The organism is Rhodococcus sp. P14 (genome assembly GCF_000256505.1).
GTDB classification, from domain to species: Bacteria; Actinomycetota; Actinomycetes; order Mycobacteriales; family Mycobacteriaceae; genus Rhodococcus; species Rhodococcus ruber.
In genome coordinates this window covers 1-1499 of record NZ_AJFC01000348.1, presented here as the reverse complement: position 1 = coordinate 1499, position 1499 = coordinate 1, and the positions used below count along the sequence as shown (strand labels likewise).

Here is a 1499-nt window from a genome sequence, read left to right as displayed (position 1 = left end):
CACTCGATGTAGTACTGCTCGAGAATCATTCGGTTCTCCCTCTCCTCGGCCGCGAAGACCGGTCGCGTTCTGCGTTGACCCCATCCTGACATATACCCCCCTGGGTATGTCAAGTACCCCCTGGGGTATGCGGGTGGAGTGCGTCACGAAGGCGACCCACGGCCTGTGTCCGCCTTGCATATACCCCCTCCCGTATGCTTATCATTGTCGCCGACATACCCCCCGGGGTTTATTGCCCACGGCGATCGCCCCTCGCGCGTTCGCGCCACCGACCCGAAAGGCCCCCATGACCGAGCCGAGCCCCGCAACCCTCGATCCCGCCGCCCTGCGCGAGCTCCTCGACTCCGGCAAGAACGTCCGCGTCGTGGACGTCCGCACACCCGGCGAGTTCGAGTCCGTGCACATCCCCGGCGCCTACAACGTCCCCCTGGACCTGCTGCGCGAGCACCGGGACGAGTTCCTCGCCCACCTCGACGAGAACGTCGTCCTCGTGTGCCGGTCGGGCCAGCGCGCCACCCAGGCCGAAGAGACCCTCCGCACGGCCGGGCTGTTCAACGTGCACATCCTCGAGGGCGGCATGACGGGCTGGGAAGCCAACGGCTTCTCCGTCAATCGCGGCGTCGAGCGCTGGGACCTCGAACGGCAGGTCCGCCTCGTCGCCGGCTCCCTCGTGCTGACCTCCGTCCTGGGCAGCATCGCGGTCCCCAAGCTCAAGTGGCTCGCCGCCGGTGTCGGCGGCGGCCTCACCTTCGCCGCGCTGTCCAACACCTGCGCGATGGGGATGCTGCTCTCCAAGCTGCCCTACAACCGCGGCGCCTCGTGTGATCCGCAGACCATCGTCGCCCAGCTGGTCGATTCGAAGACCGCTCCGGCCGAAAGGAACTGATCATGATCGCGCTGACCGTTGCGCTGGCGGTCCTCGTCGGCGTCACCCTCGGACTGCTCGGCGGCGGTGGATCGATCCTCACCGTCCCGCTGTTGGCGTACGTCGCCGGTATGGACGCCAAGGAGGCCATCGCCACCTCGCTGCTCGTCGTCGGCGTCACCAGCGCGGTCGGCGCGATCTCCCACGCGCGGGCAGGCCGCGTCCAGTGGCGCACCGGCATCCTGTTCGGCCTGGCCGGCATGGTCGGCGCCTACGCCGGCGGCCTGCTCTCGCGCTTCGTTCCCGGCAGCATCCTGCTGCTCGCCTTCGCCGCGATGATGATCGCCACCGCCATCGCGATGCTCCGCGGCCGCAAGAACAAGACCGCGGCTTCGGACGGCACCCACTCGATGCCGGTCGGCAAGATCCTCCTCGACGGCGTGGTCGTCGGCCTGGTCACCGGCCTCGTCGGCGCCGGCGGCGGGTTCCTCGTCGTGCCGGCCCTCGCCCTGCTCGGCGGACTGCCCATGCCCGTCGCCGTCGGCACCTCGCTGATCGTGATCGCCATGAAGTCCTTCGCCGGCCTCGGCGGCTACCTGTCCACCGTGCAGATCGACTGGCGCCTGGCGGCGAT

2 protein-coding genes are annotated in these 1499 nt (G+C 69.1%); both read left to right on the top strand.

What is annotated here, in order from left to right; genetic code table 11:
- Positions 1 to 286 precede the first annotated feature (286 nt).
- Positions 287 to 886, top strand: coding sequence for a rhodanese-like domain-containing protein (locus OEY_RS0124670; RefSeq protein WP_010596415.1), 600 nt, complete (start codon positions 287 to 289; stop codon positions 884 to 886).
- Between the two features lie 2 nt (positions 887 to 888).
- On the top strand, positions 889 to 1499 hold a 611-nt coding region (locus OEY_RS0124665), incomplete at its 3' end, for a sulfite exporter TauE/SafE family protein (RefSeq protein WP_010596414.1).